At 53.0% G+C, this 25,964-nt stretch carries 27 protein-coding genes and 3 pseudogenes; 5 read left to right on the forward strand and 25 right to left on the reverse strand.

From position 1 onward, the window contains the following. Position 1: 1 nt before the first annotated feature. The gene (rpsF, locus tag ACLJRU_RS17340) at positions 2-397 is read right to left on the reverse strand and encodes a 30S ribosomal protein S6 (RefSeq protein WP_001216673.1); all 396 of its coding nucleotides are present in this window, start codon (positions 395-397) and stop codon (positions 2-4) included. Positions 398-467: 70 nt separating this feature from the next. After that, positions 468-674, reverse strand: a complete 207-nt coding sequence (locus ACLJRU_RS17345) for a hypothetical protein (protein WP_001541376.1) — start codon at positions 672-674, stop codon at positions 468-470. 193 nt (positions 675-867) lie between these two features. Between ACLJRU_RS17345 and yjfY the strand changes: the two genes are divergently transcribed. Then, positions 868-1,143, forward strand: coding sequence for a DUF1471 family protein YjfY (gene yjfY, locus ACLJRU_RS17350; protein ID WP_001529484.1), 276 nt, complete (start codon positions 868-870; stop codon positions 1,141-1,143). A 128-nt stretch (positions 1,144-1,271) separates the two neighbouring features. On the opposite strand, the gene ACLJRU_RS17355 is transcribed toward yjfY, so the two are convergent. From ACLJRU_RS17355 to ulaA, 6 genes are read right to left on the reverse strand one after another with little or no spacing between them, the layout of a single operon-like run. Beyond that, positions 1,272-1,958, reverse strand: a complete 687-nt coding sequence (locus ACLJRU_RS17355) for an L-ribulose-5-phosphate 4-epimerase (RefSeq protein WP_001170767.1) — start codon at positions 1,956-1,958, stop codon at positions 1,272-1,274. Beyond that, on the reverse strand, positions 1,958-2,812 hold the full coding sequence (gene ulaE, locus ACLJRU_RS17360) for an L-ribulose-5-phosphate 3-epimerase UlaE (protein ID WP_000949531.1): 855 nt from the start codon (positions 2,810-2,812) through the stop codon (positions 1,958-1,960). Before ulaE ends, ACLJRU_RS17355 begins: the two co-directional genes overlap by 1 nt. 9 nt (positions 2,813-2,821) lie before the next feature. Continuing rightward, positions 2,822-3,472: a 3-keto-L-gulonate-6-phosphate decarboxylase UlaD gene (gene ulaD, locus ACLJRU_RS17365; RefSeq protein ID WP_000056761.1), complete on the reverse strand. Its 651-nt coding sequence runs from the start codon at positions 3,470-3,472 to the stop codon at positions 2,822-2,824. 13 nt (positions 3,473-3,485) lie between these two features. Then, positions 3,486-3,950 (reverse strand): PTS ascorbate transporter subunit IIA, encoded by a 465-nt coding sequence (gene ulaC / locus ACLJRU_RS17370; RefSeq protein ID WP_000776531.1) that lies wholly within the window; start codon positions 3,948-3,950, stop codon positions 3,486-3,488. Between the two features lie 9 nt (positions 3,951-3,959). Continuing rightward, on the reverse strand, positions 3,960-4,265 hold the full coding sequence (gene ulaB / locus ACLJRU_RS17375; protein WP_000218358.1) for a PTS ascorbate transporter subunit IIB: 306 nt from the start codon (positions 4,263-4,265) through the stop codon (positions 3,960-3,962). A gap of 15 nt (positions 4,266-4,280) precedes the next feature. Then, on the reverse strand, positions 4,281-5,678 hold the full coding sequence (gene ulaA, locus ACLJRU_RS17380; protein ID WP_000404873.1) for a PTS ascorbate transporter subunit IIC: 1,398 nt from the start codon (positions 5,676-5,678) through the stop codon (positions 4,281-4,283). Positions 5,679-6,039: 361 nt separating this feature from the next. On the opposite strand from ulaA, the gene ulaG reads away from it, so the two are divergent. Together ulaG and ulaR are read left to right on the forward strand one after the other, a co-directional pair. Continuing rightward, entirely contained in the window at positions 6,040-7,104 is a 1,065-nt protein-coding gene (gene ulaG, locus ACLJRU_RS17385; RefSeq protein WP_001541373.1) for an L-ascorbate 6-phosphate lactonase, read from the forward strand. A gap of 104 nt (positions 7,105-7,208) precedes the next feature. Further along, positions 7,209-7,964, forward strand: a complete 756-nt coding sequence (gene ulaR / locus ACLJRU_RS17390) for an HTH-type transcriptional regulator UlaR (RefSeq protein WP_000133618.1) — start codon at positions 7,209-7,211, stop codon at positions 7,962-7,964. On the opposite strand, the gene yjfP is transcribed toward ulaR, so the two are convergent. Continuing rightward, entirely contained in the window at positions 7,961-8,710 is a 750-nt protein-coding gene (gene yjfP, locus ACLJRU_RS17395) for an esterase (RefSeq protein ID WP_000560311.1), read from the reverse strand. The two genes, ulaR and yjfP, sit on opposite strands and share 4 nt — an antisense overlap. A 183-nt stretch (positions 8,711-8,893) precedes the next feature. Between yjfP and bsmA the strand changes: the two genes are divergently transcribed. Together bsmA and yjfN are read left to right on the forward strand one after the other, a co-directional pair. Next, positions 8,894-9,223 (forward strand): biofilm peroxide resistance protein BsmA, encoded by a 330-nt coding sequence (gene bsmA, locus ACLJRU_RS17400; RefSeq protein ID WP_000586835.1) that lies wholly within the window; start codon positions 8,894-8,896, stop codon positions 9,221-9,223. A 130-nt stretch (positions 9,224-9,353) separates the two neighbouring features. Continuing rightward, positions 9,354-9,629, forward strand: a complete 276-nt coding sequence (gene yjfN, locus ACLJRU_RS17405; protein WP_001518964.1) for a DUF1471 family protease activator YjfN — start codon at positions 9,354-9,356, stop codon at positions 9,627-9,629. A 44-nt stretch (positions 9,630-9,673) separates the two neighbouring features. Here yjfN and ACLJRU_RS17410 read toward each other — a convergent pair whose 3' ends face one another. The 16 genes and pseudogenes from ACLJRU_RS17410 to hflX all read right to left on the reverse strand — a co-directional run bounded on the left by ACLJRU_RS17410 (position 9,674) and on the right by hflX (position 25,946). After that, positions 9,674-11,296, reverse strand: a complete 1,623-nt coding sequence (locus tag ACLJRU_RS17410; protein WP_023235483.1) for an isovaleryl-CoA dehydrogenase — start codon at positions 11,294-11,296, stop codon at positions 9,674-9,676. Between the two features lie 84 nt (positions 11,297-11,380). Further along, positions 11,381-12,544: pseudogene (locus tag ACLJRU_RS17415) on the reverse strand (glutathionylspermidine synthase family protein). A gap of 2 nt (positions 12,545-12,546) precedes the next feature. Then, positions 12,547-13,185, reverse strand: a complete 639-nt coding sequence (locus tag ACLJRU_RS17420; RefSeq protein WP_001085606.1) for a DUF1190 domain-containing protein — start codon at positions 13,183-13,185, stop codon at positions 12,547-12,549. A 9-nt stretch (positions 13,186-13,194) separates the two neighbouring features. After that, the gene (locus ACLJRU_RS17425) at positions 13,195-13,593 is read right to left on the reverse strand and encodes a DUF350 domain-containing protein (protein ID WP_000547738.1); all 399 of its coding nucleotides are present in this window, start codon (positions 13,591-13,593) and stop codon (positions 13,195-13,197) included. Positions 13,594-13,610: 17 nt separating this feature from the next. Beyond that, positions 13,611-14,294: a YjfK family protein gene (locus ACLJRU_RS17430; RefSeq protein ID WP_001541368.1), complete on the reverse strand. Its 684-nt coding sequence runs from the start codon at positions 14,292-14,294 to the stop codon at positions 13,611-13,613. Further along, a pseudogene (locus ACLJRU_RS17435) lies at positions 14,267-15,324 on the reverse strand (potassium channel family protein). The gene ACLJRU_RS17430 and the pseudogene ACLJRU_RS17435 overlap by 28 nt, the downstream one beginning before the upstream one ends. After that, positions 15,324-16,027, reverse strand: a pseudogene (locus ACLJRU_RS17440) (PspA/IM30 family protein). Before ACLJRU_RS17440 ends, ACLJRU_RS17435 begins: the two co-directional pseudogenes overlap by 1 nt. Before the next feature lie 14 nt (positions 16,028-16,041). Then, positions 16,042-16,446: a YjfI family protein gene (locus ACLJRU_RS17445; RefSeq protein WP_001541365.1), complete on the reverse strand. Its 405-nt coding sequence runs from the start codon at positions 16,444-16,446 to the stop codon at positions 16,042-16,044. A gap of 131 nt (positions 16,447-16,577) precedes the next feature. Continuing rightward, the gene (gene rlmB / locus ACLJRU_RS17450; protein WP_001293274.1) at positions 16,578-17,309 is read right to left on the reverse strand and encodes a 23S rRNA (guanosine(2251)-2'-O)-methyltransferase RlmB; all 732 of its coding nucleotides are present in this window, start codon (positions 17,307-17,309) and stop codon (positions 16,578-16,580) included. Between the two features lie 90 nt (positions 17,310-17,399). Next, positions 17,400-19,838: a ribonuclease R gene (gene rnr, locus ACLJRU_RS17455; RefSeq protein WP_000076353.1), complete on the reverse strand. Its 2,439-nt coding sequence runs from the start codon at positions 19,836-19,838 to the stop codon at positions 17,400-17,402. A 37-nt stretch (positions 19,839-19,875) separates the two neighbouring features. Next, on the reverse strand, positions 19,876-20,301 hold the full coding sequence (gene nsrR, locus ACLJRU_RS17460; RefSeq protein ID WP_001177632.1) for a nitric oxide-sensing transcriptional repressor NsrR: 426 nt from the start codon (positions 20,299-20,301) through the stop codon (positions 19,876-19,878). Positions 20,302-20,507: 206 nt separating this feature from the next. After that, positions 20,508-21,806: an adenylosuccinate synthase gene (purA, locus tag ACLJRU_RS17465; RefSeq protein WP_000527960.1), complete on the reverse strand. Its 1,299-nt coding sequence runs from the start codon at positions 21,804-21,806 to the stop codon at positions 20,508-20,510. 102 nt (positions 21,807-21,908) lie between these two features. Beyond that, positions 21,909-22,106, reverse strand: a complete 198-nt coding sequence (locus tag ACLJRU_RS17470) for a DUF2065 domain-containing protein (protein ID WP_001089290.1) — start codon at positions 22,104-22,106, stop codon at positions 21,909-21,911. A 78-nt stretch (positions 22,107-22,184) separates the two neighbouring features. Beyond that, entirely contained in the window at positions 22,185-23,189 is a 1,005-nt protein-coding gene (hflC, locus tag ACLJRU_RS17475; protein WP_001232417.1) for a protease modulator HflC, read from the reverse strand. 2 nt (positions 23,190-23,191) lie between these two features. Next, positions 23,192-24,451 (reverse strand): FtsH protease activity modulator HflK, encoded by a 1,260-nt coding sequence (hflK, locus tag ACLJRU_RS17480; protein ID WP_000312505.1) that lies wholly within the window; start codon positions 24,449-24,451, stop codon positions 23,192-23,194. Positions 24,452-24,665: 214 nt separating this feature from the next. Then, positions 24,666-25,946 (reverse strand): ribosome rescue GTPase HflX, encoded by a 1,281-nt coding sequence (hflX, locus tag ACLJRU_RS17485; RefSeq protein ID WP_000460338.1) that lies wholly within the window; start codon positions 25,944-25,946, stop codon positions 24,666-24,668. Positions 25,947-25,964 lie beyond the last annotated feature (18 nt).

Consider the following 25,964-nt stretch of genomic DNA (forward strand, 5'->3'; position numbering starts at 1 on the left):
ATTACTCTTCAGAATCCCCAGCTTCAGCATCATCTGCGGTTTCGTTAGCGAAATCATCGCGACGCTCACGGCGCTCGTCTTTCGCTTTAACCATCGGAGAAGCTTCGGTAACAGCGTGCTTAGTACGCATAACCATGCTGCGGATAACGGCATCGTTGAAGCGGAAGGTAGTTTCCAGCTCATCGATCACTTCCTGCGGCGCTTCAACGTTCATCAGAACGTAGTGCGCTTTGTGCAGTTTGTTGATCGGGTAAGCCAGCTGACGGCGGCCCCAGTCTTCCAGACGGTGGATCTTGCCTTCTGCGCCAGTGATGGCAGCAGAGTAACGCTCGATCATGCCCGGAACCTGTTCGCTCTGGTCAGGATGGACCATAAAAACGATTTCGTAATGACGCATCGAATTGCTCCTTACGGATTATTCAGCCTCCTGTCTGGGTCAGCCGCAGCCCATGGAGGCAAGGAACGTGTTAAAGGTCGGCTGAAAAATGACGCGTTATAATACTGGCGCCTGCGGGCAAACTCAAGGTGATTGTACAATTATTTATCGTGCCGAACGTAACGCCTGTCCCGTCGCATTTTGCTGCTGAGATATTAACTTCATATCGCATGCCACTATAAACGGCCTGTTGCGGCAGAGAAATTGACACTGTGGTCAGCGCGCTTTTTTGCCACACAGGGTTTCTTAAACATAGCGGCATACATCAACGGGTTGTTAATCAGGTAAAAAACGACAATACGATAATTTTTTGAACAACAGCATCAGAAAAGGTCGCCATCTCTGCGGCGGGTTATGGTTAAAATTAAACCAGAAGCGATTCACTAAAGGGGGATATCGCTAACCAGACCGCGCTGCTGAGGAGGTACTCTATGCGAGCCCGGATAATGTTATTTCTGGCTGCGCTTTTGCCTGGCATAACGGCAACGGCAGCCATCGAGTTAAATAATCACCAGGCCAGAAATATGGATGATGTGCGCAGCTTAGGCGTGATCTACATCAACCATAACTTCGCCACGGAAAGTGAAGCCAATCTGGCGCTGAATGAAGAGGCCGACGTGCGAAACGCAATGTATTATCACGTCATACTTATCCGGGAACCGGGTAGCAACGGCAATATACACGCCAGCGCGAATATTTATCGCTAGCATCAGGAAAACCAACGAAAAAGCCATAGTTGATTTGCCCCCTGAGCAGGGGGCTTTTTTCGCGGAAAGATGGCTCCGGAATTAGACCTGTGACATCCCGATAATATTCACATTCCGGAGCTCATACTTCACTTCTGCCCGTAATACGCATTCGGGCCATGCTTACGCATGAAGTGTTTATTCATCAGATAATCGTCGATGGGATTCAGCGCCGGGTTAATGCCGCGCGCAATCCACGCCATTTTTGCCACTTCCTCCATGACCACCGCGTTATGTACCGCATCGTGCGCATCTTTCCCCCAGGCGAATGGCCCGTGTTGATACACGACAATGCCTGGCGTATGCAGCGGTTCCACCTCGCCCAGCGTTTCGATGATCACCTTACCGGTGTTCAGCTCGTACTCGCCCTGCACTTCTTCTTCGCTTAACGCCCTGGTACAAGGAATATCGCCAAAGAAATAGTCCGCGTGCGTGGTACCGAGCGCCGGAATAGCCATCCCCGCCTGCGCCCATGCCGTGGCGTGGGTGGAGTGGGTATGAACGACGCCGCCAAGCGACGGATAGCGTTGATACAGCGCCAGATGGGTAGCGGTATCGGAAGAAGGACGATAACCTCCCTCCACCACTTTGCCATCCATATCCACTACCACCATGTCATCTACCTTCATGGTTTCATAGGCGACACCGCTTGGCTTAATCACCACCAATCCGCGTTCGCGATCGATAGCGCTGACGTTGCCCCAGGTAAACGTCACCAGTCCATAACGGGGCAAATCCATGTTAGCGTCAAATACCTGCTGCTTGAGCTTTTGCATTAGGCTGCCTCCACCAGACCGGCGCTGGCCATGCGCGCTTTCACCCAGTCACGCGCTTTCGCTACCTCTGCCGCCGGGTTCTCTGCTGTTTCGCTCCACATCTCAATCAGATAGGGCCCGCAATAGCCACTCTGTTTGAGCGTTGCAAAACAACTCTCGAAATCCACCACGCCTTCGCCAAACGGCACATTTTTGAACACGCCGGGTTTAGTATCTTTGACGTGTACCGCGACGATATGCCCGATTCCTGCCTGTAGCTCCATCTGTACGTCGTTATCCCAGGCAGACAGATTGCCGATATCCGGATAGAGCTGGAACCACGGGTTATTGAGGTAGTGAGCATAGCCCAGCGCTTTACTGATGGAGTTCATCAGCGGGTAGTCCATGATCTCCATCGCCAGCGTCACCTGGGCGCGGCTGGCCATATCAACGCTCTCTTTTAACCCATCGCGGAAGCGGCAACGCGTTTCGTCGTTGGCCTGCTGATAGTAAACGTCGTACCCCGCCAGTTGAATGACGCGAATCCCGACGTCCTGCGCAAACTGAATCGCTTTACGCATAATCTCCAGCCCCTGCGCCCGTACCGCGTCATCTTCGCTACCGAGCGGAAAACGACGATGCGCGCTCAGACACATGGACGGCACGCGCACGCCGGTTTCAGCAACTGCGCTCACCAGCGCCAAGCGCTGCTCGCGACTCCAGTCGAGCCGCGCCAGTCGGGCGTCGGTCTCGTCCACCGACATTTCAACGAAGTCAAAACCCAGCGTTTTCGCCAGCCGCAGGCGCTCCAGCCAGCACTCCCCGGCAGGGAGCGCTTTTTCATAGATGCCGAGCGGAATTTGTTTCGACAGCATAGCCGCTCCTTAGCCCCACAGTTGGGCAATGGAGCGTTTGAACTGCCGTGCGGCTTCTACCGGCGATTCGGCATCGCGAATGCTGCGCCCCGCGATAAAGACATGGATCGGAATGCCTTTGAACAGCGGCAGGTCTTCCAGCGCCAGTCCGCCGGTCACGGTCACTTTAAAGCCCATATCGGACAGCCGTTTAATCGCGGTAATATCCGCTTCACCCCACGCCACGCCTGCGGCCTGCGCGTCACGGCTGCGGTGATAAACCACCTGCTGAATACCCGCATCACGCCACTGCTGCGCCTGTTCCCAGGTCCAGTAACCGGTCAGTTCGATCTGCACGTCGCCGTTGAACTCTTTTGCCACATCCAGCGCGCCTTTTGCGGTGTTGATATCTGCACAGCAAATCACGGTCACCCAGTCCGCGTTGGCTTCGAAACACATACGGGAGAGGATTTTACCGGCATCGGCAATTTTGGCGTCCGCCAGCACGATTTTGTGCGGGTAAAGCGCTTTCAGGTCGCGAACCGCACGCACGCCTTCGCCCACGCACAGAATGGTGCCCACTTCGATAATGTCGACTTCTTCGGCAATCAGGCGAGTGGTTTCATAGGCGCTATCCATAGTCTGGTTGTCCAGCGCGACCTGCAACATTGGTAATGACATTTTCAATTCCTTCTTAAGCTGCCGCGTTGGTGCGGTCAATGAGATCCAGGACTTCCTGCGCGGTACGGCAGGCGCGTAAACGGTCAAAATTAGCTTCGTCTTCAAACAGGTTGACGATCTGCATGATGCCCACTTCCTGGTGAGTGTTGGCATCAACCGCCGCCATGGTGATCAGAATATCGACCGGGTCGTTATCTTCGTGGTTGAACTCCAGCGGCTTTTTCAGGGTCACCAGCGAAAAACCGGTTTTCTTCACCCCTTCTTCCGGGCGGCCATGCGGCATCGCCAGGCCGGGGGCAATCACAAAATAGGGGCCAAACTGCTCAACGCCATCCAGAATCGCCTGGTAATAGCGCGGCTCTACCACGTCTGCAGCCACCAGTAAATCGACGCCGATCTTGACGGCTTCCTGCCAGGTATTCGCTTCAGCCTGCAGGCGGATAGAATTATTCTCCGCCAGTGAATCACGTAATTTCATGTTGCATCCTTACTTCACGTCTTGCGGGAAATGTTCTTTGATCACTTCCAGCAGTTTCGGGCCAAAATCCGCAGGCGACAGCATGTTGCGCACGCCAACCACATATTTGTTGCCGGTCACGCTGATTTCGCCTGCAATATGGGTAGAAGCGATGATGATATCCGCGCCGCTCAACTCGCTTTTGTACTCGCCAACCGCGCAGCTGTTTACCGTGTGGTCAATGTTTGATTGGGTTAAAAACTGGTCCACTTTCATTTTCATGATCATGGAACTGCCCTGTCCGTTGCCACACACAGCCAGAATACGTACGGTCATAATCAAAACTCCTTATTAAGCAGACTGTTCTGCCAGTTGTTTTTCTGCATCTTCTTCTGCGCGCAGTGCGCGGCCAGCGAAGAACATATAAGCCAGTGCAATTACAATGATGACGGCCATAAAGGCGATACCGAGGGAGAAGAAGCCCTGCATCATCGGCGGCGCCAGAATCGACCAGTCCGCCATACCCATCCAGGCGCTCATACCGGTGAGTTTCACCGCCCAGACGCAACCAAAGATTTCGATCATCCCCATCACCAGACAAATCTTCAGCGCCGCACGCCAGCCGCCGAAGTGGTTAGCGAACACGCCGATAGTGGCGTTAGAGAAGAACATCGGGATAAAGCCAGGAATAATCAGGATCGAGGAGCCGCAGGCAACCAGGATGCCAACCGCAATCAGCTGGCCGATGGTGCCCCACATAAAGCCCCAGACCACCGCGTTAGGCGCGAAGCTATAAATAGCGGCGCAGTCAATCGCCAGTACTGCGCCCGGAATCAGACGCTGAGAGATACCGTTAAAGGCCTCAGAGAGCTCGGCGACAAACATACGCACGCCCTGGGTGATGATGAAGATCGCCACCGCAAAGGAGAAACCGGTTTGCAGGATATAGATTGTCCAGTGGGTTTTACCCGCCATCGCCTGTACGGTATCGATACCAAAAGAGAGCAGAATGGCACCAAAGAAGATGGTCATTACAATCGCCGTGGAGACGATGTTGTCATGGAAAATGTTCAGCCAGCCCGGCAGTTTGAGGTCTTCAACGCTTTCCTCTTTTTTGCCCAGGAACGGCGCGACTTTATAGGCAATCCAGGAAGCAAACTGCTGCTGGTGACCGATGGAGAAACCGCAGCCGTCCGTCACTTCCTGAGTCGGCTTGTACATCATGTTGGAGGTAATACCCCAGTACAGGGAAACCAGTATCGCCGTGCAGATAATGGTGGTCCACATGGAATAGCCGAAGATATAGAAAGAGACCGCAATCAGCCCCGCCTGCTGGAACATGATGTGCCCGGTCAACATGATGGTGCGAATACCGGTAATGCGTCGCAACAAGACGTAACAAATATTCAGCGCCAGCGCGAGCAACACCGCGTAGCCTACCCAGCTATACGCATCACCCATCCGTTCGATCGTTGCCATCATCGAAGCATAGGTATCGGAAATCGCGCCGTTGATGCCGTAGACCTCAGACATTTTCGCCACCACCGGTTTAAAGGTGCTGGTCAGAATGCCGGACCCGGCCTGTAGCAGCATGAAGCCAATGATGGTTTTGATCGTCCCTTTGATGATCACGCTGACGCTTTTACGCAGCAGGATATAGCCCAGGCAGGTCACAATACCCAGTAATAGCGGGGCATTGGTCATTACCTGATTAAAGAAAATGGTAAAGATGTTGTAGAGGATCTCCATAACGATCTCCGGTAGACGAGGTTGCTGAGTCACAGGCGCTCAGGATAATGTCCCTTCACTGTAATTTTCAAAAGTAATCACAACAAGATTGAATTTGATTAAATGTGACGTAGCGCGCAAATAATTAGCGCACTTAATACATGGTTTACTTATAGGTAACTCATTTTTTCATTAAATAAGTAAAATCATAAAGATGGCTACATCCCCATGACGCCAGGCAAGATTAAACTTTCTCCTGACTGCGTTATCCCCTACCCAAAAGTCAAAAAATAGCCCATTGCCTTCTTGAGAAAATAGTATCAGAATTAATCAAAACAAATCACGCTTTGAATTATTTTGAACAAACATGAAGGTAAATGCGATGAGTAAAGTACAAAGCATCACGCGTGAATCATGGATTCTGAGCACGTTTCCGGAGTGGGGAAGCTGGCTGAACGAAGAGATTGAGCAAGAGCAGGTCGCGCCGGGTACGTTCGCTATGTGGTGGCTGGGCTGTACCGGTATCTGGCTAAAATCTGAAGGCGGCACTAACGTATGCGTCGATTTCTGGTGCGGTACCGGTAAACAGAGCCACGGTAATCCGTTGATGAAAACCGGCCATCAGATGCAGCGTATGGCTGGCGTCAAAAAATTACAGCCTAACCTGCGCACCACGCCGTTTGTTCTCGATCCTTTCGCTATCCGTCAGATTGACGCCGTACTGGCGACCCACGACCATAACGATCACATTGACGTCAATGTCGCGGCTGCCGTAATGCAGAATTGCGCCGATGATGTTCCGTTTATCGGCCCGCAGACCTGCGTGGATTTATGGGTTGGCTGGGGCGTGCCGAAAGAACGCTGCATCGTGGTAAAACCGGGCGATGTCGTGAAAGTGAAAGATATTGAAATTCACGCGCTTGATGCCTTTGACCGCACCGCATTAATCACCCTGCCCGCCGATCAGAAAGCCGCTGGCGTACTGCCGGAAGGCATGGATGTACGCGCGGTTAACTATCTGTTTAAAACGCCGGGCGGCAATCTCTATCACAGCGGCGATTCTCACTATTCCAACTACTACGCGAAACACGGCAACGAACATCAAATTGATGTCGCGCTTGGTTCTTACGGTGAAAACCCGCGCGGTATTACGGACAAAATGACCAGCGCGGATATTCTACGCATGGCGGAATCGCTGAATACCAAAGTGGTGATCCCGTTCCATCACGATATCTGGTCGAACTTCCAGGCCGATCCGCAAGAGATCCGCGTGCTATGGGAAATGAAGAAAGATCGCCTGAAGTATGGTTTTAAACCGTTTATCTGGCAGGTTGGCGGCAAGTTTACCTGGCCGCTGGATAAAGACAATTTCGAATACCACTATCCGCGTGGGTTTGACGATTGCTTTACCATTGAACCCGATCTACCGTTCAAATCCTTCCTGTGAGTCGATATCATGCCGGGATTACCCGGCATTTTTTCCATTTACTTTAGTATTTCCAGGCTATTTCAAATATCATCTTTTCAAATCAATTTGTATCGGAATAGCTCATGACTGAAGCACAAAGACATCAAATACTGCTGGATATGCTGGCACAGTTGGGCTTTGTTACCGTCGAAAACGTGATTGAGCGTCTGGGGATCTCCCCGGCGACAGCGCGCCGCGACATCAACAAGCTCGACGAAAGCGGGAAACTTAAAAAAGTGCGCAACGGCGCAGAGGCCATTACCCAACAGCGGCCCCGCTGGACGCCGATGAATCTGCACCAGGCGCAAAACCACGATGAAAAAGTACGCATCGCGAAAGCGGCGTCGCAGCTGGTGAACCCGGGTGAAAGCGTAGTGATTAACTGCGGCTCCACCGCTTTCCTGCTGGGGCGTGAAATGTGCGGGAAGCCGGTACAGATCATTACCAACTATCTGCCGCTGGCGAATTATCTGATCGATCAAGAGCATGACAGCGTGATTATCATGGGGGGTCAGTACAACAAAAGCCAGTCGATTACCCTGAGCCCGCAGGGAAGTGAAAACAGTCTCTATGCGGGCCACTGGATGTTTACCAGCGGAAAGGGCTTAACCGCGGATGGCCTGTACAAGACCGATATGCTAACCGCCATGGCGGAACAAAAAATGCTCAGCGTCGTCGGGAAACTGGTCGCGCTGGTCGATAGCAGTAAAATTGGCGAGCGCGCGGGAATGCTGTTCAGCCGCGCCGATCAGATCGCTATGCTGATTACCGGCAAAAATGCCAATCCGCAGGTTTTGCAACAGCTTGAAGCCCAGGGTGTAAGCATACTCCGCGTTTAAAGATGCTGTCGGAAAAAAGCTACCGTCGCCGACAACGCTTCTGGCGTAATGCGATGCCGCACGCCTGCGGCCCATAAACAGGTCACATGCTTATCCAGCTTCGCCCCGGCGAGTGCCTGCTGGAGCCGGAAGGTTTCGATAGCAGGCACCACGTCATCCTCCTGACCATGCCACAACAGAAGCGGCCTGTCGGCCAGTCGCTCTAACTGGTGTATGACTTCCCATTCACGTAGAGGCGCGATGATATTGTCGAATTCCGCCTGCTGTGCCGGGTTCTGCGGGGATAACGGCGGGAAAAGCGTCCGGGCAAGCCCGGTAAAATAGCCCGACCCCATTAAACTGGCCCCGCATTTTACCTCTCGGTGACGCGTCATAATGCCCAGCGCCGTCATACCGCCCATGGATGCGCCGCCCACCGCCAACCGCCCGTCAAGTAGCCAGTTTTCCGCCTGAATCGCCGCACGTAACGTCGTAAATTCCTGCATGTTTTGGTGCAGAATCTGCCAGAATCGGTGTATTCGTCCCTGTGAGTCGCCGCCGAAGCGAGCGCCATGCTCCGGCGCATCCGGCATGACTACCCGGAATCCTGCCTGTGCCAGGGCAACGGCAAAATAACTATAAACCAGGCTGGAGGAGGTGAAGCCATAATAGAACACCACACAGGGAAGCGGCACGGCGCGTTTCCCTTCCGGGAAGGCATGTAGTACGACGCCTCCGGCTAATTGTCGTGTTTCAATCGCTATCATTATTCTCTCCTTTTTATCCGGTATGCCACGGAGAAATACTTAACGCAAGTTTATGGATAGCGCAATAATTCATAATGTTTGAGAACTGGGTTACGCTTTCGCAACGTTTTCATTCGAAAATCGCGTGACAGGTAACACTTCGGGAACATTCCCCCTAAAGGGAGATCAATAAGGCATTACACTATGATTATCAGGAAACGAGATAGAGTTATGCGTCGGTTTGCTTCATTGATAGCAGCGCTGTTATTAAGCGCGTGTAGCGTGCTGCAGGGTACGCCGCAACCTGCACCGCCTGTCGCCGATCACCCGCAGGAAATCCGTCGCGATCAAACGCAAGGACTACAGCGGATGGGGACCGTAAGCGCGCTGGTTCGGGGCTCCCCGGATGATGCAATAGATGAAATCAGAGCGAAAGCCGCCGCTGCGAAAGCCGATTATTACGTTATCTTAATGGTTGATGAAACGGTTGTAACCGGCCAGTGGTATTCACAAGCCATTTTGTATCGTCAATAACAGTAGATTGATTTTTAGTCAGTTTTACATTGCTTTGCGCCCCTATGCGTTTACCTGTGCACAATACACAAACAGGTTTACCGTGATGGAGCGTCCTGTTAAATGCGGGGTATGTAATAAGGAGCTGACGATGAAACAAGAACTTGCCTTATCCTCACTGCTGCTTTCTGCCGGACTGGTGAGTACGACGGCACAGTCTGCCGAATTCGCCAGTGCTGACTGCGTAACGGGTCTGAATGAAATCGGCCTGATCTCGGTCAGTAATGTTGCAGGAAACCCACAGGATGTAGAGCGGATTATCGCCCTGAAAGCCGATGAACAGGGTGCGTCCTGGTACAGAATTATTCAAATGTATGAAGAACAACAGTCGGATAACTGGCGCGTACAGGCGATACTCTATGCCTGATGCCGCGTGGCTCGCGCCGGATGGCATGTACCACAGGCCAAACGTTACCGCAGTCCCCCGGTCGCCCTTAACAGTAAATCATTTTGTACCTGGGCAGACAGCGGCATTTCGCCGCGTGTATCCAGCATCATCTGACACCACGCTTGCGCCAGCGGCGGCGAGGCATGACGCAGCATTTCCGCTCCGCATCCCAGCAAGAAAAGCTGCTGCGTAATCTCTCTGCCCATTGCTTCGTCCGGTTTGCGTAAACGTTGCTGTAGCTGACGTACCGCGCGGTCGTAATGGCGATCCTGACCTTTGACTTCCGCAAAAGCTTCACTCAATACGTCATAGACGCCGTGTTGTTTTGTCAGCACCCGAAGTACATCCAGACACATGATATTGCCGGAACCTTCCCAGATACTGTTCACCGGCATTTCACGGTACAGGCGCGGGAGTTCGCTCCCTTCGCAATACCCCATCCCGCCGAGAACCTCCATCGCCTCAGCCACAAAAGGGATTCCCTGCTTACAGATGGCGAATTTCGCCGCTGGCGTGAATAATCGCGCCCATAATGCCTCTTTCGCCTCGCGACGTTGCTCCCAGGCGCGCGCCAGCCGAAACAAAAGCGCCGTCTGCCCCTCCAGGCATAGCGCCATACGACTTAAGGTTTGTCGCATCAACGGTTGTTCGATCAGCGGCTTACCAAAAGCCTGACGCTGATGAGCATGGTAAATTGCGACTGAAAATGCGCGCCGCATTAAGCCATGACTCCCGAGCGCGCAATCAAGACGCGTCATACCGCCTATCTTTAAGATATGCCGAATCCCTTCGCCCTCTTCTCCCAGCCGCCAGCCGACGGCATCCTGAAACTCGACTTCGGCGCTGGCATTAGATCGATTACCGAGTTTATCTTTCAGGCGCTCAAGACGAACAGAGTTCCGTTGCCCGTCTGGCAGGAAACGCGGCACAAAGAAACAGGATAGTCCTCCTTTTGCCTGCGCCAGCACGAGGTGCGCATCACTTTGCGGCACAGAGAAAAACCATTTATGTCCCACCAGCCGATATGAATCATCCGCCAGCCGCTCCGCGTGGGTCGTATTACTGAGTACGTCAGATCCGCCCTGCTTTTCCGTCATTCCCATGCCGATAAGCAGGCCCCGTTTTTGCCCGCCCGGCAGCAAATGCGAATCGTAGCGATCGCTGCGCAGCGGCGCCAGCCAGTCATGGAAAGTGGTGGGAAGCATCTGCAATAGCAACGGTGTCGCGGCAAAGGTCATCGTGACAGGACAGAGTGTTCCCGCTTCTACCTGAGCATGTAATACAAAACGCGCCGCCCGGGCGACAAAACTTCCCGCCCTTGCCTCTTCCTCCCAGGCCAGGTTATGTACCCGATTAGCGCAAAGCCCCTGCATCAACAGGTGCCAGGCGGGATGAAAGCGAACGTCATCCAGACGCTGTCCCTGGGGATCGTAACGTAGCAACTCAGGAGGATGCGCGTTCGCCAGACGCCCCAGTTCCAGTGATTCTGCCGTTCCCAGTTGTTGGCCAATGCTGGCGAGAAGATCGCTATCCCATCCCGCGCCTTCCCGGGAAACCGCTTCACACAGCGCGCCATCAGACAGGAATAAGTTACTGTTATTGAGCGGAGCTGGTTGATTAAAAACGGTATGTGTTTGCCAGGACATGGTGTCTCCCTCCTTCAATGGCGCTGAAGTCAAGTATGGTCATGACTGCGCCATTGACGCCGGAGCAAGATCACAAAAGTATGATTAACCGGCAATATAATGTGGGACGAAACGGGAAGTGTCTTTGGTAATTAGCGTATTGTCCTCGCGAATCCCCATCCCGGAGGCTTCATCGTCAATGATCCAACTGCCAATCAGCGTATAGCTATCGCCAAAGCGCGGCAAAGGCTGAAACGCCTAGTAAATCATCGGCTCGTCAGCGTAGTCGCCGTCGGCATGATCGATAACATTTTGCCGCTCGTCGAAAATCGTGACGTTGCCGCCTTCACGTGAATAAAGCGGCTTCCGCACGCTGCTTTCACCTGGCGCTGCGAGCGATTTTTCGCCCTCAAACCAGGCCGGCAGCAGATTCGTATGGCCAGGGAAAAAGCGCCACAATAACGGCAACAGCCCTTTGTTACTCAGAATACTTTTCCACAATGGCTCAATCCATTGCTCACGACGTTTTCGCAACAGCGGGCCGTTGTCGTCGCGCATCATCCACTCCAGCGGGTAGAGCTTAAAGGCGCGGCGAATCACGTTATCGTCCAGATCGGTCAGAACGCCGCCTACGCCAAGCCCCAGTTCTTCAATATAGATAAATCGCGTTTCCTGGCCCGCCTGCTGCGCGCAATCCTGAAGGTACAGCACCGTCGTGCGATCTTCGTCGGTATCTTCACAACAGCAAAAGTAGAGCGGTTCCCGACTGTACAGCTCGCTGAAGCGGGCGATCAGCCGCTCCTGTATCGCGTTGTATTGATCGGCATCACGCGGGATGGCGCCGCTACGACGAGCATCCTCCAGCCATAGCCATTGAAAGTAGGAGGACTCATAGAGCGACGTCGGCGTATCCGCATTGTATTCCAGCAATTTAACCGGATCTTTGCCGCACCAGACGAAATCCATCCGCCCGTAAAGCGAAGGATCGCGGCTGCGCCAACTTTCGGCGATGACATCCCAGTACAATGGCGGGATCGCCAGCTGCTGCATGATCTGCTCATCCCGGACGGCCCGCTCGACAATCTCCAGACACATCTGATGAAGCTCTGCGGTCGGTTTTTCGATCTGTTCTTCAATTTGCCGTAATGTAAAACGGTAGGCCCGGCTTTCATCCCAGTAAATTTCGTTATCGATAACATGAAAGTCAAAACCGTGATCGCATGCGATCTTATCCAGATCCCGGCGTACCGGTACGTTATGTCGTAGCATGGTTAGCCTCCCCAGTGCCCGCGGGCGCTGGAAGAACGGCCATAGCCGCCGCGGGAGACGGTGGACGCTTTCCGTGTGATATAACCAGGGCTGGTCACGGTATCGCTTTTCCCTGTGCCGCTGCGCCACGCATAGTCGCCGGATGTGGTGCGCCAGACGGGACGGGAGACGTAGGATGAACCGCCGCTGCTATAGATGTATTGTTCGTCACGGTTCTGACGAATCGCGCGGCTGAGTAAAAAGCCGCTTAATACCGGAACCCAGCTCCGCTCGGTGATATCAAAGTAGCAATCGCCAAACTGCGACTGACAGCGCTCCTGCGTCAATTGCTTAGGCACATTAGCGTAAAATTCTGTTTTCGCATTATTCCAGCCGTCAGCGCAAACGCTGGCGCTATTGCCATCGTCAATACAGTCGTTCACCGTGGCGTAAAACGTCCCATCGCCGTCGTTGTCACTATTGCTGCCGTCACCGTACCCTTTCAGGAGAAAAAAGGCCGCTCCGCCCATAATCGCCAGCGTCAGGTATTTTGGCGTGTAGCGATTTCGTTGCCGCTCAAAGGGATTGACCGGTTCGGCTATCCGTCTTATTGCCGAATGGCCTACGCCGGATGTGCTTCTGGATTTTCGTTTTTTTGCCATGATCTTCCGTTACCATGTCATACAGGCAGCGTTAAAAATACCGCCAGCCAGCGCTGCGGTTCCCATAAATAGCCCCGCCGCCACGTTGTGATTAATAATTTTTTCGCTCAGCGTAGGCATGTATAACCTTACGCAACCATAAATCAGCAGTTGAATCACCAGTGCAATGCCGCCCCAGGCAAAATAGTCCGGGATACTGACCGAGTTTATCGCCGCGCTGGATAAGGGGATGACATAGCCCAGCAACGTACCGCTAAAGGCCAGCGATGCCGCAGTATTGTTATTTTTTATCAGCTGCCATTCATTATGCGGCGTTATCTTTGAGTAAATAAAAAGAAATACAATGACCATTGCCGCGCCAATAAAAAAATAGGCGCAGAAAGCCAGTAATGCGTCCAGTATATGCATAATTTCCCTGTATGTGCTTAACCAATAACCGTCAGTGAAGTGAGCGGGATATCCACGCCGAGGGCGCGTGAAAACACCCATTCAGGCTCACCGCGCTCATTAAATGATTCTTCCCCGTTCAATAGAAGATACTCCCAGGCGTCATCCGTCACCTGGCGCTGGAAGCCCATCGTAAAATTGTGAACGTCCCATTTCTCTGCCTGCTGATTTTCAACCTTTTCCAGCATGTAGACAGGTTCAATATTGCCCGGCTCTTCATGGTTAAAAAAGCGCTGCCAGCGCCGTTCTTGCCAGTTGAGCGTCATCGGCCCTATTGCCGCTGGCGCAATGGCTGAACGCCAGTGACGTTCCTCGTTAATACCGAAACTTTCCTCATATACAAAAAGTTTGATGTCATCAATGTCGTCAACATCCGTGCCGCCAGTGGTGTTAATTTGTAGAAACTCATCGCCAGAGGTGTAGTAGCGAAAAATCTGACTGCCGCCGCCTAAATCTATGCGACTCGCTGCCGCGACAGTGTATTTTTCACCCGGTAGCGCCACCAGCAACGACGACTTCAGTAGCCGAAATGCCAGCGTATCCAGCGTGAAACCGGCGTTAAGATGTAATCCTAATGGTCCGCGAATCGGCGCTGGCGCGCTTGTTTTACCGAGCAAACGCTGAAAAAATTGCATCATAGGGGAACCTCTATCTCTTGCCATGCGACCTCTTCAGCCAGAATGCGATTATTACCGACCAGATGTAGCCACATACCGCCTCTGACTTCAGTTGAAATCACCGGATTCAATTCCATACCACGACCATTCTTGCAGTGACTGATCCCCAGCACCGTCGCGTCATGATGAAGCTTCATATAACGCATTAGCGCGCCGTATCGCATAGGCGCGACAGAAGCCGGGACAGACAGCGCGAATCCGGTATCGCCCAGCATCGGATTCATAATGGAAGCGACAGATTGCGATGATCCTGGGTCCTGAATGGAACGGGAAAGTTGTTCAGCGGAAAGGTTACGGACTATCTCCATGCGCGGGCAGTGGGTTTCCAGTAATCCGGCATAACGCTCGTCTTCCAGATAAACCACAATATGGCACTGCGCGGGTACATAGTCTGCCAGCGAGAGCGCCGCCGTGAAGGTCTGCTCATCGGTACGAGCGAAAATAATCACGCTCTGGCACTGCTCCAGCCCCATGCGCTGGTGTTCCTGCGGATCGTTAAAGTTGCTGATGCGGATAAAATCCACCCAGTTATTACCCGGCAGCGGATGCTGAATATCTTCCAGTTCGCACAGCAGAACCCGTTCAAAGGCACGCCGCTTGTCATATAGCAGCAATGAGATCATCTTTTCGGTTTGATGACCCCGCCAGCCAATCACCAGCATATGATGGTGTAAATGGCGATAATCGCCCATGCCCGTTATTCCTTTCGCTAACATTCCCTGTACCTGCGCAATCACTTTTCCCATTAACGCGCCGAACAACCCGACGCTAACCGGAATTTGCCACAGCGCGGTGAACAGACGTCCTGGCGCCGTCTGCGGGCTAAGATCGCCAAAACCTAATGTGGAACCCACCACCGAGCAGTAATAGATAAAATCGCTTAACTGGCTCACCAACGCGCTTTCGCGCAACAGGCGCAGCACCAGATAGCAAAGCAAAACAGGCCCAGCAAAGCGGGCCAGGTCAGTCTGGACAAATGACGCTGGCAGGTTTTGACAATCCACGTAAAGAGCATTATTCGCCTTGTTGACGCTGTAAACGCGCCAACACATCCTGAGCATTGCTTTTATTGGTTGCGCCAATACCGGCCTGCGCCAGTTTTTCATCCAGGTCGCGTCCATCGGCGACTTTTTCCAGCTGCGCGGCGGCATCCAGCCGGGCCTGGCGTTCAGCCTGACGCGTTTGTAAACGTTTAAGCGACTCCGCCGCCGTAGACACATTCGACGCGGCTCCGACGGTCGAGGTCGTCACCGCCTGCTGCGCGCGCTGCATGGCTTCTGTCGCCTTAACCACTTCAAGTTGCTGCTCAAACTGCGCAATCCGCTGGCCTGTCGCCGTTACGGCCTTCTCCACCGCATCGCGAGAGGCTTCCAGATTAGTCAGCACCTGTTCTTCGGCAAGAATGGCATTTTCCAGACGGGCTATTTCTTCCGCCACTTCGTTGAGTAAAGCGGCGTCGACATTCTTACTCATTGCATTGCTGCCAACGCCCGTGTTTCAAGGCTGGCTTTACGCTCACGTAAATCATTCAGCTTGTCATGGCTTAGCTTCACCCGCGCCAATAAATCCACTCTGGATTTACCCGCTTTATCCAGCTCGGCTTTTGCGTCGCGAATATGCTGCTCCAGCATACGTACACCCTGTGCTTCATCAATGGCTTCCTCTGCCTGAGCAACGAATGATTTACCTAACGTGAACAAACTTTTTAAAATTCCCATGTAAGCCGCCTGTATTATTCCTGTGAATAGACTTGTGTTATTTCAGCGATATCAAACGCATTTTCTACAAGCGTGGTGATTTCCAGCATCACGTCGGCAAGCGACGAATTTAACGACAGCGCGCCAAAAGCGACATAATATTCCTCCTGTTTTACCTGGGTAATACCGACCGAAGACAGCGGTAAAACCTTCTGATTTCTCAGTAAGAAAAGATTAAATTCCGCGGTATCTCTAATCGTATTTACCGGACAGATATAAGTCTCGATAACTATTTGTTGCGAGGTAAATAAAACCGCCAGTGGTAAATCGCCATAATCATTCATTTTTATTATTAATGAAGATTCATTATTTTCTATATCAATATCTAATTCGGCGATGTTGTTTAATGCATCCGCCAGCGTCCGTGGAGTCCATGCCATATTTTTATCTCTATCTCATTTTTATAAATAAAAGAAATTACAGGGTAGGTTTTGCTTTTTATATTACCAGTCAAAGATAAAAAAAAACCATCCGATTATGGATGGTTTTTTCTTAAAAAATACTATCAGCATCAGGTGCGCTGGCGAACGGCTTCAAACAGACAAATCCCGGTCGCCACAGAGACATTCAGCGACGACACGCTACCGGCCATAGGAATGCTGATCAGCTCATCGCAGTGCTCACGGGTCAGACGACGCATACCTTCACCTTCTGCGCCCATGACCAGCGCCATGCGGCCAGGCATTTTGCTCTGATACAGCGTATGGTCAGCCTCGCCCGCCGTCCCGACAATCCAGATATTCTCTTCCTGCAACATGCGCATCGTGCGCGCCAGGTTGGTGACGCGGATCAACGGCACGCTTTCCGCTGCGCCGCAGGCGACTTTCTTCGCCGTCGCGTTAAGTTGCGCGGAGCGGTCTTTCGGCACGATTACCGCATGTACGCCTGCAGCATCGGCGCTGCGCAGACAGGCGCCAAGATTATGCGGATCGGTGACGCCATCGAGGATCAACAAAAAAGGGCGATCGTGTAATGCGATCAGATCCGGCAGATCGTTTTCCTGATACTGCCGGCCTGGTTTCACGCGAGCGATAATACCCTGATGCACGGCACCGTCGCTTTTCTCGTCGAGATATTGGCGGTTTGCCAGCTGGATAACAACGCCCTGGGACTCAAGGGCGTGAATCAGCGGCAACAGACGTTTATCTTCACGGCCTTTTAAAATAAAGACTTCCTGAAAACGTTCAGGGGCGCGCTCCAGCAGGGCCTGCACTGCGTGGATGCCGTAAATCATTTCGCTCATTAATGTACTCGTTGTTTACGTTTTGCCGGGAGCGCTACGCTTGCCCGGCCTACAGATAATTCACCCTCTTCTGTTTGAAGAGGGTATTGCTCACTCTGCCGCTTTTTTCTTCGCCGCACGCTTCGCTTTGGTCGCTGCGGCTATTTTCTGCGTTTTAGCCGATGGCTTTTTTGCTTTTCTCGCGTCTTTCTTCGCTGCTTTCGGCTTCGCTTTTTTCTCGCCGCGGAAGGCGCTATCAGGCTCGAAGTTAACTTTTTTACCTACCTGACGACGTTTACCGGCGTTTTTACTTTCACCTTTTTTCGCTTTTTCACGCGCCGTTTTGCCGACGTTACGCGGTGCGCGCTCGCTGGAGATCAGGCTAAAGTCAATTTTCCGTTCGTCCATATTCACCGCTTCGACGCGCACCTCGACCCGGTCGCCCAGGCGATATGTCTGCCCGCCGGACTCGCCAATCAGACGTTGCCCTACCTGATCGAAGCGATAGTAATCGTTATCCAGTGAGGAAACGTGTACCAGCCCATCGATAAACAGTTCATCAAGACGGACAAAGAAGCCGAAACCGGTGACGCTGGCAATCACGCCCTTAAAGACGTTGCCTACCTGATCCAGCATAAAGTCACATTTCAGCCAGTCGGAGACATCACGCGTCGCTTCATCAGCGCGGCGTTCCGCCATCGAACAGTGCTGACCGAGCTGCAACATCTCTTCCATCGAGTAGTGATAACCGCCCGTTTCTGTGGTGTTGCCCTTGTTCCCTTGCTCTTTCGCCAGCAGGTACTTAATGGCGCGGTGCAAAGAAAGATCCGGATAGCGGCGAATCGGCGAGGTAAAGTGCGCATAAGACTGCAACGCCAGGCCAAAGTGCCCGCGGTTTTCCGGATCGTAAATCGCCTGCTTCATTGAACGCAGCAGCATAGTTTGCAGCATTTCGGCGTCCGGCCGGTCGGCAATCGATTCAAGCAGTTCGGCATAATCGCGCGGTTCCGGTTTGTTTCCGCCCGGCAGCTCCAACCCCAGCTCCGCCAGTACGGAGCGGAATGAGGTGATCGCTTCGGTGGTGGGCTTATCATGAATACGGAATAACGCTGGCTCTTTAGCTTTTTCGACAAAGCGCGCCGCCGAGATATTCGCCATGATCATGCACTCTTCGATAAGCTTATGCGCGTCATTACGCTGGGCCTGTTCGATACGCTCAATGCGACGATCGGCATTAAAGATAAATTTCGCCTCTTCGCTCTCAAACGAGATCCCCCCGCGCTCTTCACGCGCTTTATCCAGCACTTTGTAGAGGTTGTGCAGCTCTTCAATATGCTTCACCAGCGGCGCATATTGTTCACGCAGATCCTGATCGCCCTGCAGCATATGCCAGACTTTGGTATAGGTCAGACGCGCATGGGAGCTCATCACCGCTTCATAGAATTTGTAGCCGGTCAGCCGACCTTTCGCCGAGATGGTCATTTCACAGACCATACACAGCCTGTCAACCTGCGGGTTTAGCGAACACAGACCGTTGGAGAGCACCTCCGGCAACATTGGGACAACCTGTGACGGGAAGTAAACCGACGTGCCGCGATTGCGCGCCTCGCGATCCAGCGGCGTTGGCGGCCGTACATAATAGCTCACGTCAGCAATAGCGACCCACAAACGCCAGCCGCCGCCGCGTTTTTTCTCACAGTAAACCGCGTCGTCAAAGTCACGGGCATCTTCGCCATCAATAGTGACCAGCGGCAAATCGCGCAGATCGACACGACCGACTTTCGCCTCTTCCGGCACCTCTTCTTTCAGCCCGGCGACCTGCTGCTCTACCGCCTGCGGCCAGATGTAAGGTATTTCATGGGTACGCAGCGCCATATCAACCGCCATACCGGTGCCCATATTGTCGCCCAGCACTTCGACGATTTTCCCTACCGCTTTAGTACGGCGAGTTGGACGTTGGGTCAGTTCAACCACGACCACGAACCCCATCCGCGCGCCCATGACGTCTTCTGGCGGGATAAGAATGTCGAAGCTGAGACGGCTGTCGTCCGGCACTACAAAGCCGACGCCCGCATCGGTGAAATAACGCCCGACTATCTGACTGGTTTTCGGTACCAGTACACGGACGATACGCGCTTCGCGGCGACCTTTACGATCGGCGCCCAGCGGCTGCGCCAGCACCTGATCGCCATGAATACAGGTTTTCATCTGCTCGCTGGAAAGATACAGATCGTCTTTGCGGCCTTCGACACGTAAGAAACCGTAACCGTCACGATGACCGATCACGGTGCCTTTCAGCAGGTCGAGGCGTTCCGGCAGCGCATAGCACTGGCGGCGGGTAAAGACCAGTTGTCCGTCGCGCTCCATCGCGCGCAGGCGGCGACGCAAGGCTTCAAGCTGCTCTTCGCCTTCAATATTCAATTCTACGGCCAGTTCTTCGCGACTGGCCGGTTTTTCACGTTTCGTTAAATGTTCGAGGATAAATTCCCGGCTCGGGATAGGATTCGCGTATTTTTCTGCTTCGCGTTCCTGGAAAGGATCTTGTGACATTGAGGTTCCTCCATTGTCATCTCTAATGAAGTTTACTTCACTCCACCAGTAATAATTTATAAAGCGGTTGATTCTCTTCAACCAAATCGGCAAGCGTGTAGTTATCCAGCTCCTTGAGAAAACTCTGCACGGCCTTAGAAAGCGCCTGTTTCAGACGACAGGCAGGGGTGATGTGGCAAAATTCGCTGCTACAGTTGACCAGTGATAAGGGTTCCAGCTCACGCACCACATCGCCAATACAAATAGTATTAGCCGGTTTACCCAGGCGGATACCGCCATTTTTTCCCCGAACGGCGGTGACAAAGCCCGCCCGGCTAAGCTGATTGATAATTTTGACCATATGATTACGGGACACGCCGTAGACTTCTGTCACCTCAGAAATGCTGGTCATTCGTCCATCTGGTAACGACGCCATATAGATTAGCGCACGTAAGCCGTAATCGGTGAAACTCGTTAACTGCACATCAACCTCAGGAAAAGGGAAAACGGGAAAAATACATTTATATTGATGATAAACCAGCCACAAGCTGTGTCGCTAATTTATTTCAGTTCGGGGAAGGAAAAAAGCGAGGATTTAACACTGTGTCGGATAGCGTAATGGCTTACCCGACACAGCAATGTATCACACTGTTAGCCCGGCAAGCAAAATATCTGCCAGGCGTACCAGATTTACGCGTCGAACGGGTCGCGCAGAATCATCGTCTCAGTACGATCGGGGCCGGTAGAAATAATATCAATCGGCACGCCGGTCAGTTCTTCAATACGCTTGATGTAGTTCAGCGCCGCCTGCGGCAGGCCGCTACGATCTTTCACGCCGAAGGTGGATTCAGACCAGCCCGGCATGGTTTCGTAAATCGGCTCTACACCTTTCCAGTCGTCAGCTGCCAGCGGAGTGGTAGTCACTTCGCGACCATCCGGCATACGGTAAGCCACGCAGAGTTTCACCTCTTTCAGGCCATCCAGCACGTCCAGTTTGGTCAGGCAGAAGCCAGACAGGGAGTTCAGCTGTACCGCACGACGAACGGCAACGGTGTCCAGCCAGCCGGTACGACGACGACGGCCGGTAGTAGCGCCATATTCGTTACCCTGCTTGCAGAGGAACTCGCCGGTTTCATCAAACAGCTCAGTCGGGAACGGACCTGCACCTACACGAGTGGAGTAAGCCTTGAGGATACCCAGAACGTAATCAACATAACGCGGGCCCAGGCCGGAACCGGTCGCTACGCCACCTGCAGTGGTGTTAGAAGAAGTTACGTACGGATAAGTACCGTGGTCGATATCCAGCAGGGTACCCTGCGCACCTTCAAACATGACGAAATCGCCACGCTGACGCGCCTGGTCGAGCAGGTCCGAAACGTCAACAACCATAGAAGTCAGGATGTCGGCAACAGCCATCGTATCATCCAGAACTTTCTGGTAATCAACCGCTTCAGCTTTGTAGTAGTTAACCAACTGGAAGTTGTGATATTCCATCACTTCTTTCAGTTTTTCAGCGAAGGTTTCTTTGTCGAAAAGGTCACCAACACGCAGACCGCGACGTGCCACTTTATCTTCATAAGCAGGCCCGATTCCACGACCGGTGGTGCCGATCGCTTTCGCGCCACGCGCTTTCTCACGCGCGTTATCCAGCGCAACGTGATAATCAAGGATCAGTGGACAGGCTTCAGACAGCAGCAGACGCTCACGAACGGGGATGCCACGGTCTTCCAGTTCTTTCATCTCTTTCATCAGCGCGGCCGGAGACAGCACAACACCGTTACCGATGATGCTGGTTACATTCTCGCGAAGAATACCTGATGGAATAAGATGGAGAACGGTTTTTTCACCGTTGATTACGAGAGTATGGCCTGCGTTGTGACCGCCCTGGTAGCGTACAACATATTTAGCCCGTTCAGTCAGAAGATCGACGATCTTTCCTTTACCTTCGTCACCCCATTGGGTGCCCAGTACGACGACGTTGTTACCCATTTTTCAAAATCACCGTTTGCTTAAAAATGGATTCTACCATCGCTTTTTCAGATATACAGCACTTTTTGCACTCAATCTGCGGCAAATCCGACCACTTTTTGCTCAGCCAATCGTTTTCCTCAACATGTAGTAGACCACAACTCCCGCAACCACAAGTCCGCCGCCAAAACGGCGTAAAACATTTTCCGGCAGTTGCGCCAGTGCCGAAACCATTTTTTTCCATGCGCCGGGATACAGCATCGGTCCCAGCCCTTCGAGGACTAATACCAGAGCAAGCGCCAACCAGATTGTTGAATTCATTTATCGCCCTTATAAAAGAAAACCACCGGCATCCTTTGGATGCGGTGGTTTTGCTGGTCTAAAACCGCTGACGCTATTTTAGCGTGTCGTCGAACTCGGTGTCTTCATGTAGCGGAAGAAATCGCTGTCCGGGCTCAGTACCATCACGTCCTGATTACCTTCGAAGCTCTTCTCGTAAGCGCGCAGACTACGAATGAACGCGTAGAAATCAGGGTCCTGACTGAACGCGTCGGCAAACAGCTTCGCGGCTTCAGCATCACCTTCACCACGCATGATACGCCCCTGACGCTCGGCTTCCGCCAGAGTTTTCGTCACCTCATAGTCAGCAGCCGCACGCAGTTTTTCCGCTTCTTCCTGACCTTGTGAGCGATGACGACGCGCGACCGCTTCACGCTCGGCGCGCATACGGTTGTAAATCGCCTCAGAAACCTCGGTCGGCAGGTTGATCTGCTTAATACGCACATCGACCACTTCGATACCCAACGCCGCCATACTGTTCGGGTTGATGACCGGTACTTTACCTTTGGTTTCCGCCGTGACGCGTTCCGCCGCTTCGGCAATCGCGTCATCCGCCGCCGGGGTCGCCACTTCATCATCAGTGCCGGCTGAACCGGAGTTCAGCGCGTCGCGCACTTCCAGAGTCAGACGACCACGAGAATCGGTCACGATGTCTTTTACGTCCAGGCGACCAATCTCAGAACGCAAACGGTCCGAGAACTTACGTTTTAACAGCACTTCGGCTTGCGAAATATCGCCGCCGCCGGTCGCCAGATAGTAACGGCTAAAGTCGCTGATACGCCATTTGATGTAGGAGTCGACAATCAGGTCTTTCTTCTCTTTAGTCACAAAGCGATCGGCCTGGTTATCCATCGTCTGGATACGCGCATCAAGCATTTTCACTGATTCAATAAACGGGATCTTAAAGTGCAGACCCGGCGCGTAAACCAGCGGTTTGTTCTCATCGTCACGCAGAACTTTACCAAAACGCAGCGTAATGCCGCGCTCGCCCTCTTTGACCACAAAGACGGACATGTAGAGCACTACCAGCACGATGATGATAATCGCAATAACTGACTTACGCATCGTTATTCCCCCTGACGCTGGTAGTCGTTACGCTGCGCATTCGCGCGGCGTTGGTCCATAATATCGCCCTGATTTGAGGACGACGTGTTGCTTGCTCCGCTGGCGTTAGACTTTGTGGACGGCGGCAGGCGCAGCAGGTTGCTGGCGCTATTGTCGCTCTTTGCCGCCGGCGCATTCCCGCCTTTCAGCATCTGATCTAACGGCAGCACCATTAAATTACCGCTCTTGTCGTTAACCAGTACTTTACGGGTATGGCTCAGCACTTTTTCCATCGTTTCAATATACAGACGCTCGCGTGTAATCTGCGGCGCGGCTTTATATTCCGGCAAAATCTTCGCAAACCGGGCGACTTCACCCTGCGCTTCCAGGATAGTCTGGGTTTTATAGGCGCGTGCCTCTTCCAGAATACGCTGCGCCTGACCGTTGGCGCGCGGCTGAACTTCGTTGGTATACGCTTCCGCTTCACGAATGTACTGCTGCTCGTTTTCACGTGCGGCAATCGCGTCGTCAAAGGCGGCTTTCACCTCTTCCGGCGGGCGCGCAGCCTGGAAGTTCACGTCCAGCAGGGTAATCCCCATGTTGTACGGTTTGATAGTCTCTTCCAGCTCGCGTTGGGTATCGCTACGAATAACGGTACGGCCTTCGGTCAGGATGCGATCCATCGTGTATTTACCAATGACGCCACGCAGCGCGCTGTCGGTGGCCTGACGCAGGCTATCGTCCGGGCTGGTCACGCTAAACAGATATTTCTGCGGATCGGTGACGCGGTATTGCACGTTCATTTCAACGCGCACGACGTTTTCATCAGACGTCAGCATCACGCCTGACGCCGCCAGTTCGCGCACCGCTTCGACGTTCACCGGCGTGACGTCGTCAATAAATGTCGGCTTCCAGTTCAGACCTGGCTCTACCAGATGGCTGAATTTACCAAAACGCGTCACAACGCCGCGCTCGGCTTCTTTAATGGTATAAAAACCGCTGGCCGCCCAGATAATGACTACTGCCGCCGCGGCGATGGCGACAATACGGCCTCCCAGTTGCGGACGCGGGCCTTGCGATGAGCTACCGCCGCCGGAACCGGTGCCTTTACCGCCCCCAAAACCACCGAGTTTTTTACTCAGCTTACGGAAGATATCATCCAGATCGGGAGGTCCCTGATCGCGGCCACCTTTGTTTCCATTTCCCCCAGAGTTGCTGCCAGGTTTGCTGCTTCCCCACGGGTCGCGGTCCTGTCCGTTATTACCGGGCTGATTCCACGCCATGTTTGTGCTCCATATTTGTTATGCGGTGATCCCCGTTGTCTTTCGACCTCAGAGGATAAGGCGAAATTACTCCATGCTTCAGACGAACCGCCGTTACAGACATCATCTTTCAGGCTGCGTCTTGAGTGGCGGCTTTTTTACCCCAGGTCACTTCGTTGTGAGCTCCTGAAATTCTCTCAGCTACCGCTTCAATACGACCTGAATGACTTCGCGTCTAGATCACGTATTCGATCAACGCCGGTTCTTGTTTACAGAGGCGACGCCAGTCGACAATCGGCATTCGTACCTGCAGACTGACACTACCGTCTTCCTCCATCCACTCTTTTTCTATTGCCTGAAGCTGATAAAACCGGCTTCTCAGACGCCCTTCCTGCGGCGGCAAACGCAGCGTATGCTGCGCCACCTCGCCGGAAAGACGCTCCGTCAAAGCCTGAAAAAGCTGTGGTATTCCCACGCCGCTTTGCGCTGAAAGCCAAACGCGGATGGGTTTATTCTCTTCATCTCTGTCGATACGCGGTTCAAAGTCGTCCAGCATATCGATTTTGTTCATCACCATTAAGGTGGGGATTTCGTGAGCGTCAATCTCTTCGAGAACGGTGTTTACCGCCTCGATGTTTTCCTGCACACGAACATCCGCCGCATCGACCACATGCAGCAGCAGCGTCGCCTGACGCGTCTCTTGCAGGGTAGCTTTAAAGGCAGCCACCAGATCGTGCGGTAAATGGCGGATAAAGCCTACCGTATCCGCCAGAACGGTTTCACCGACATCCGCTACATCAATACGACGTAACGTCGGGTCCAGCGTCGCAAATAGCTGATCTGCCGCATAGACCCGCGCTTCAGTGATCTGATTAAAAAGGGTGGATTTTCCGGCGTTGGTATAGCCCACCAGCGATACCGTCGGAACATCGGCCTTGATGCGCGACTGCCGCCCCTGCTCACGTTGCTTCTCAACTTTCTCCAGGCGCGACTGAATCTGCACAATGCGATTACGCAGTAAACGACGGTCGGTTTCGAGCTGGGTTTCACCCGGACCGCGCAAACCAATCCCGCCTTTCTGGCGTTCAAGGTGGGTCCAGCCACGCACCAGACGCGTAGCCAGATGGCGTAGCTGCGCCAGCTCAACCTGCAACTTACCTTCATGGGTACGCGCACGTTGGGCAAAAATATCTAAGATAAGACCGGTGCGATCGATAACCCGGCACTCGCACAAACGCTCCAGGTTTCGCTCCTGGGCAGGACTCAATGCATGATCAAACAATACGACCGCTGCGCCAGTCGCTTTCACGGCTTCCGCAATTTCAACTGCCTTACCTTCACCTACAAAGTACTTCGGGTGCGGTGCTTTACGGCTACCGGTAATCACCTGCATTGCTTCGACACCGGCGGAAGAGACCAGAGATTCAAACTCCTGGAGGTCTTCCATATCTTTGTCTTGCGAAAAATAGATGTGTACCAGTACCGCCTGCTCACCGGCATCATAACGGTCAAACAAGCGTAAACCCTCTTAATA

The sequence above is a fragment of the Salmonella sp. SAL00653 genome (genome assembly GCF_046552515.1).
Taxonomy (GTDB): Bacteria; Pseudomonadota; Gammaproteobacteria; order Enterobacterales; family Enterobacteriaceae; genus Salmonella; species Salmonella enterica.

Excerpts from the sequence above, each read along its gene's own strand:
- bsmA (WP_000586835.1), top strand. The coding sequence starts at position 8,894 with ATGATTATCAGGAAACGAGATAGAGTTATGCGTCGGTTTGCTTCATTG.
- rnr (WP_000076353.1), bottom strand. The coding sequence starts at position 19,838 with ATGTCACAAGATCCTTTCCAGGAACGCGAAGCAGAAAAATACGCGAAT.
- ACLJRU_RS17470 (WP_001089290.1), bottom strand. The coding sequence starts at position 22,106 with ATGAATTCAACAATCTGGTTGGCGCTTGCTCTGGTATTAGTCCTCGAA.
- purA (WP_000527960.1), bottom strand. The coding sequence starts at position 21,806 with ATGGGTAACAACGTCGTCGTACTGGGCACCCAATGGGGTGACGAAGGT.
- yjfP (WP_000560311.1), bottom strand. The coding sequence starts at position 8,710 with ATGATAGCGATTGAAACACGACAATTAGCCGGAGGCGTCGTACTACAT.
- ulaG (WP_001541373.1), top strand. The coding sequence starts at position 6,040 with ATGAGTAAAGTACAAAGCATCACGCGTGAATCATGGATTCTGAGCACG.
- ACLJRU_RS17445 (WP_001541365.1), bottom strand. The coding sequence starts at position 16,446 with ATGGCATGGACTCCACGGACGCTGGCGGATGCATTAAACAACATCGCC.
- ulaA (WP_000404873.1), bottom strand. The coding sequence starts at position 5,678 with ATGGAGATCCTCTACAACATCTTTACCATTTTCTTTAATCAGGTAATG.
- yjfN (WP_001518964.1), top strand. The coding sequence starts at position 9,354 with ATGAAACAAGAACTTGCCTTATCCTCACTGCTGCTTTCTGCCGGACTG.
- ulaB (WP_000218358.1), bottom strand. The coding sequence starts at position 4,265 with ATGACCGTACGTATTCTGGCTGTGTGTGGCAACGGACAGGGCAGTTCC.
- ulaE (WP_000949531.1), bottom strand. The coding sequence starts at position 2,812 with ATGCTGTCGAAACAAATTCCGCTCGGCATCTATGAAAAAGCGCTCCCT.
- rpsF (WP_001216673.1), bottom strand. The coding sequence starts at position 397 with ATGCGTCATTACGAAATCGTTTTTATGGTCCATCCTGACCAGAGCGAA.
- hflK (WP_000312505.1), bottom strand. The coding sequence starts at position 24,451 with ATGGCGTGGAATCAGCCCGGTAATAACGGACAGGACCGCGACCCGTGG.
- yjfY (WP_001529484.1), top strand. The coding sequence starts at position 868 with ATGCGAGCCCGGATAATGTTATTTCTGGCTGCGCTTTTGCCTGGCATA.
- ACLJRU_RS17410 (WP_023235483.1), bottom strand. The coding sequence starts at position 11,296 with ATGTCCTGGCAAACACATACCGTTTTTAATCAACCAGCTCCGCTCAAT.
- ACLJRU_RS17420 (WP_001085606.1), bottom strand. The coding sequence starts at position 13,185 with ATGGCAAAAAAACGAAAATCCAGAAGCACATCCGGCGTAGGCCATTCG.
- ulaC (WP_000776531.1), bottom strand. The coding sequence starts at position 3,950 with ATGAAATTACGTGATTCACTGGCGGAGAATAATTCTATCCGCCTGCAG.
- ulaR (WP_000133618.1), top strand. The coding sequence starts at position 7,209 with ATGACTGAAGCACAAAGACATCAAATACTGCTGGATATGCTGGCACAG.
- hflC (WP_001232417.1), bottom strand. The coding sequence starts at position 23,189 with ATGCGTAAGTCAGTTATTGCGATTATCATCATCGTGCTGGTAGTGCTC.
- ulaD (WP_000056761.1), bottom strand. The coding sequence starts at position 3,472 with ATGTCATTACCAATGTTGCAGGTCGCGCTGGACAACCAGACTATGGAT.
- ACLJRU_RS17355 (WP_001170767.1), bottom strand. The coding sequence starts at position 1,958 with ATGCAAAAGCTCAAGCAGCAGGTATTTGACGCTAACATGGATTTGCCC.
- rlmB (WP_001293274.1), bottom strand. The coding sequence starts at position 17,309 with ATGAGCGAAATGATTTACGGCATCCACGCAGTGCAGGCCCTGCTGGAG.
- ACLJRU_RS17430 (WP_001541368.1), bottom strand. The coding sequence starts at position 14,294 with ATGGCAAGAGATAGAGGTTCCCCTATGATGCAATTTTTTCAGCGTTTG.
- ACLJRU_RS17425 (WP_000547738.1), bottom strand. The coding sequence starts at position 13,593 with ATGCATATACTGGACGCATTACTGGCTTTCTGCGCCTATTTTTTTATT.